Below are 5,437 nucleotides of genomic sequence, written 5' to 3' on the forward strand. Positions count from 1 at the left end.
AGATCCTAGAATGTGATGGGAGTTCAGATGTGTGCTTTTCCGATCTCCACAACTCTCTGTAGGAGCGGGCTTGCCCGCGAAAAGGCCACCGCCAATCCAAAGCCGACCCCACCAGTACCGATTATTGAACCCTGAACTACGCTGACAGTCGCATCCCACGAATCATTTGCGCGCAAGCAAGGAGCCTGCATGACGTTTATGCGTCCGCTGTTGGTCGTTTGCCTGGGGTTGTTGTCAGTGCTGTCAGGCTGCAAGGAACAGGCGTCCAGCCCTGAACTGCCACGCGTCGGCGTGGCACGGGTCGAACCTACCGATTTCGCCGCCAACGTCACCCTTACCGGTGATGTGCAGGCGCGCGTACAGACCGACCTTTCATTTCGCGTGGGCGGCAAGATCATCGCCCGCAGCGTCGACGTGGGCGACCACGTCAAGGCCAACCAGGTGCTGGCGCGCCTGGACCCGAAAGACCTGCAGAACAATGTCGACTCAGCCAAGGCCGAGGTATTCGCCGAGCAGGCGAGGGTCACCCAGACCCGCGCCGCCTTCGTGCGTCAGCAGAAACTGTTGCCCAAGGGCTACACCAGCCAGAGTGAATACGACTCGGCTGAAGCTGCCCTGCGCAGCAGCCAGAGCGCGCTCAAGGCGGCCCAGGCACAACTGGCCAATGCCCGCGAGCAATTGAGCTACACCGACCTGGTGTCCGAGGCGGACGGCGTGATCACCGCGCGCCAGGCCGAGGTCGGCCAGGTGGTGCAGGCGACCATGCCGATTTTCAGCCTGGCCACCGACGGCGATCGTGATGCCGTCTTCAACGTCTATGAGTCGCTGCTGGTGTCGCCACCCAGTGACGAGGGGGTGATCGTCCGGCTTGTGGATAACCCCAAGGTGCAGGCCGAAGGACGGGTTCGCGAAATCACTCCGACGGTGTCTGCCGAGAGCGGTACGGTGCAGGTCAAGGTGGCGCTGCGTAACGTGCCGGCTGCCATGCAGTTGGGCTCGCCGGTAACCGCCACGGCTCACGCACAGGGACGCCCAAGCATCGAATTGCCCTGGTCGGCGCTGACCAAGGCGCTGCATGAGCCGGCGGTGTGGGTGGTGGGCGAGGGCGACAAGGTCGAACTGCGCAAGGTTCAGGTGGCGCGTTACCTCACCGGGCGCATCGTCATCAGTGACGGCGTGAAAAGCGGCGAAACCGTTGTGGTCAGTGGCGGCCAGTTGCTGCATCCGGGCATGCAGGTGCAGAAAGTCGACGCCAAGAGCCCCGGAGGTGAGCCATGAAGCCCTTGCTGGTGTTACTTGCCGCAGCAGCCCTGCTGCCCGGTTGCAAGGGTGATGAGCCGGCGCCCGAGCCCGTACGGCCGGTGCTCTCGACCCTGGTCGAGCCGCAGACGCAGTCGCAGCTCGGTCGTTTTGCCGGCACCATCCAGGCCCGCTTTGAAAGCACCCTGGGCTTCCGAGTGTCCGGGCGCATTGCGCGGCGCTGGGTGGACGTGGGCGCGCAGGTGAAACCGGGCGACACCCTGGCCACTCTCGATCCCACCGACCAACAGAACCAGCTGCGCGCCGCCGAAGGCGACCTGGCGCGAGTCCAGGCGCAATGGATCAACGCCCAGGCCAATGCCCGTCGCCAGCAGCAGTTGTATGACCGCGGCGTCGGCGCCCAGGCCCAGCTGGACATTGCCCAGACCGACCTGAAGACCACCGGCGCCTCGCTCGAACAGGCGCGTTCGGCGCTCAGCCAGGCACGCGACCAGCTCGGCTACAGCACGCTCAAGGCCGACCATGGCGCCGTGGTCACGGCCTGGCGCGCCGAAGCCGGGCAGACGGTCAGTGCCGGCCAGGAAGTGGTCACGCTGGCGCGCCCGGACGTCAAGGAGGCGGTGATTGATCTGCCGATCCCAGTCGCCGAGCAGTTGACCCCGTCGCTGGTGTTCACCGTGGCATCGCAACTGGAGCCGGCCATCAGCACCACCGCCACGCTGCGCGAGCTTGAGCCGCAGGCCGATGCCGCCACCCGCACCCGACGTGCGCGGCTAAGCCTGGCCAGTACGCCGCAGGCGTTCCACCTCGGCACCGCCATCAGCGTCACGCTCAGCTCGGCGATCGCGCCGCGCACCGAGCTGCCGGCTACCGCCCTGCTGGAGCGAGACGGCAAGACCCAGGTCTGGGTGGTCGATCCGCAGCACAAGACCGTGGCCACCCGTGAGGTCACACTCGTGGAGCGCAGCGAACGGCGCGTCGTGCTGGGCGCCGGTGTGCAGCCGGGCGAACGGGTGGTGACGGCGGGTGTGAACAGCCTGAAGCCGGGCCAGCAGGTCAAATTCGACGAGGACGCACGATGAAAGGAAGCTTCAACCTGTCGGACTGGGCCCTGAAGCACCAGTCCTTCGTGTGGTACCTGATGTTCGTCGCCTTGCTGATGGGCGTGTTCTCCTACATGAACCTGGGCCGGGAAGAAGACCCGTCCTTCACCATCAAGACCATGGTGATCCAGACCCGCTGGCCCGGTGCGACCCAGGACGAAACCCTGTACCAGGTGACCGACCGGATCGAGAAGAAGCTCGAGGAACTGGACTCGCTCGACTACGTCAAGAGCTACACCCGGCCCGGCGAGTCGACGGTTTTCGTCTACCTGCGCGATACCACCAGGGCCGAGGATATCCCGCAGATCTGGTACCAGGTGCGCAAGAAGATCCAGGACATCCGCGGTGAATTCCCCCAGGGCCTGCAAGGGCCGGGTTTCAACGACGAGTTCGGTGATGTGTTCGGCTCGATCTACGCCTTCACCACCGATGGCCTGGACCTGCGCCAGTTGCGCGATTACGTCGAGCAGGTGCGCGCCGAAGTGCGCGAGGTGCCGAATATCGGCAAGGTCGAAACCATCGGCGTGCAGGATGAAGTGCTGTACCTGAACTTCTCCACCCGCAAGCTGGCGGCACTGGGCATCGACCAGCGCCAGGTGATGCAGGCGCTGCAATCGCAGAATGCGGTGACTCCGGCCGGGGTGATCGAAGCCGGGCCAGAGCGCATCTCGGTGCGCACCACCGGCCAGTTCGCCTCGGAGAAGGACCTGCAGGTGGTCAACCTGAGAATCAACGACCGCTTCTTCCGCCTGGCCGACATCGCCGATATCGAGCGCGGTTTCCAGGATCCGCCCGCCCCCATGTTCCGCTACAACGGCCAGTCGGCCATCGGCCTGGCGATCGGCATGAAGAAGGGTGGCAACATCCAGGAGTTCGGCAAGGCACTGCGCGACAAGATGGACAGCATCACCGTTGAGCTACCGGTGGGTGTGGGCGTGCATACCGTGTCGAACCAGGCCGTGGTGGTCGAGGACGCCGTGGGCGGCTTCACCAGTGCGCTGTTCGAGGCGGTGATCATCGTGCTGGTGGTCAGTTTCATCAGCCTGGGCATACGCGCAGGCCTGGTGGTGGCCTGTTCGATCCCGCTGGTGCTGGCGATGGTTTTCGTGTTCATGGAGTACAGCGGCATCACCATGCAGCGCATCTCGCTGGGTGCATTGATCATCGCCCTGGGCCTGCTGGTCGACGATGCAATGATCACCGTAGAGATGATGGTCACGCGCCTGGAGATGGGCGAGAGCAAGAACGACGCGGCGACCTATGCCTATACCTCGACGGCATTCCCGATGCTCACCGGCACCTTGGTCACCGTTGCCGGCTTCGTGCCCATCGGCCTGAACGCCAGCTCTGCGGGCGAATACACCTTCACCCTGTTCGCGGTGATCGCGGTGGCGCTGCTGGTGTCGTGGGTGGTGGCGGTGTTCTTCGCGCCGGTGCTGGGCGTGCATATCCTCAGCAGCAAGGTCAAACCCCATGATGGGGAACCCGGCCGCATCGGCCGCGCCTTCGAAAGCGGCTTGCTGTGGTGCATGCGCAACCGCTGGCTGACCATCGTTGGCACCGTGGTGCTGTTCGCCCTGGCGGTGTTGAGCATGCGGTTCGTGCAGAACCAGTTCTTCCCGTCTTCGGATCGCCCGGAGATCCTGCTGGAACTGAACCTGCCGCAGAACGCGTCGATCCAGGAAACCCGCCGTGCGGTTGATCGCCTGGAAGCCACCCTCAAGGACGATCCGGACATCGACCACTGGAGCACCTATATCGGCCAGGGCGCGGTGCGTTTCTACCTTCCGCTCGACCAGCAGCTGCAGAACCCGTACTACGCGCAACTGGTCATCGTCAGCAAGGGGCTGGAGCAGCGCAACACGTTGATTCCCAAGCTGCAGGAGCGGCTGCGCAATGATTTCGTCGGCATCGGCACCAATGTGCAATCGCTGGAGATGGGCCCGCCAGTGGGGCGTCCGATCCAGTACCGGGTCAGCGGCAAGGATATCGACCAGGTGCGCAAGCACGCCATCGACCTTGCGACCTTGCTCGACCAGAACCCCAACATTGGCGAGATGATGTACGACTGGAACGAGCCCGGCAAAGTCCTGCGGGTCGAGATCGCCCAGGACAAGGCGCGCCAACTGGGCCTGTCGTCCGAAGACGTCGCCAACGTGATGAACAGCATCGTCACCGGTGCACCGGTGACCCAGGTCAACGACCAGATCTACCTGGTGGACGTGGTCGCGCGCGCCAAGGACAGTGAGCGCGGCTCGCCCGATACCCTGCAGAACCTGCAGATCGTCAGCCCCAGCGGCACCTCGATCCCCTTGCTGTCGTTCGCCACGGTGCGCTACGAGCTCGAACAGCCATTGGTTTGGCGGCGTGACCGCAAGCCGACGATCACCATAAAGGCATCGGTCAACGGCGAGATCCAGCCCACCGACCTGGTGGCCCAGCTCAAGCCGAAGATCGAAGAGTTCGCCGCTTCGCTGCCGGCCGGTTACGAAGTAGCCACCGGCGGCACCGTGGAGGAGAGCGGCAAGGCGCAGGGGCCGATTGCTCAGGTGATTCCGCTGATGCTGTTCCTGATGGCGACCTTCCTGATGATCCAGTTGCACAGCGTGCAGAAGCTGTTCCTGGTGGTCAGCGTCGCGCCGCTGGGGCTGATCGGCGTGGTGCTGGCGCTGGTGCCGACGGGAACGCCCATGGGCTTTGTTGCGATCCTCGGGATTCTTGCGCTGATCGGCATCATCATCCGCAACTCGGTGATCCTGGTGACCCAGATCGACGAATTCGAGGCCCAGGGCTACTCACCTTGGGACGCGGTGGTCGAGGCTACCAACCATCGGCGTCGGCCGATCCTGCTCACGGCCGCAGCGGCCAGCCTGGGGATGATCCCCATCGCCCGCGAGGTGTTCTGGGGCCCGATGGCCTACGCCATGATCGGCGGGATCATCAGCGCAACGCTGCTGACCTTGCTGTTCCTGCCGGCGCTGTACGTGGCCTGGTACAAGATCCGCGAGCCGCAGGCGCATAACTGAAGCTTCAACTTCCTGTAGGAGCGGGGGGGGGGGGGGGGGGGGGGGGGG

General features: G+C 64.5%; 3 protein-coding genes. All 3 read left to right on the plus strand.

Features of this window, described 5'->3' with window-relative positions; translation table 11 throughout:
• The first annotated feature begins 189 nt into the window (after window positions 1-189).
• Genes ACPZMI_RS11620 through ACPZMI_RS11630 form a run of 3 tightly spaced genes read left to right on the plus strand, consistent with a single transcriptional unit; the run spans window position 190 to window position 5,389 of the window.
• The gene (locus ACPZMI_RS11620) at window positions 190-1,278 is read left to right on the plus strand and encodes an efflux RND transporter periplasmic adaptor subunit (protein WP_426352262.1); all 1,089 of its coding nucleotides are present in this window, start codon (window positions 190-192) and stop codon (window positions 1,276-1,278) included.
• Window positions 1,275-2,342 (plus strand): efflux RND transporter periplasmic adaptor subunit, encoded by a 1,068-nt coding sequence (locus tag ACPZMI_RS11625; RefSeq protein WP_186665486.1) that lies wholly within the window; start codon window positions 1,275-1,277, stop codon window positions 2,340-2,342. Before ACPZMI_RS11620 ends, ACPZMI_RS11625 begins: the two co-directional genes overlap by 4 nt.
• Window positions 2,339-5,389, plus strand: coding sequence for an efflux RND transporter permease subunit (locus ACPZMI_RS11630; RefSeq protein ID WP_426352263.1), 3,051 nt, complete (start codon window positions 2,339-2,341; stop codon window positions 5,387-5,389). The genes ACPZMI_RS11625 and ACPZMI_RS11630 overlap by 4 nt, the downstream gene beginning before the upstream one ends.
• The last annotated feature ends 48 nt before the right edge of the window (window positions 5,390-5,437 follow it).

It is taken from the genome of Pseudomonas wayambapalatensis (assembly GCF_049942315.1).
Taxonomy (GTDB): domain Bacteria; phylum Pseudomonadota; class Gammaproteobacteria; order Pseudomonadales; family Pseudomonadaceae; genus Aquipseudomonas; species Aquipseudomonas wayambapalatensis.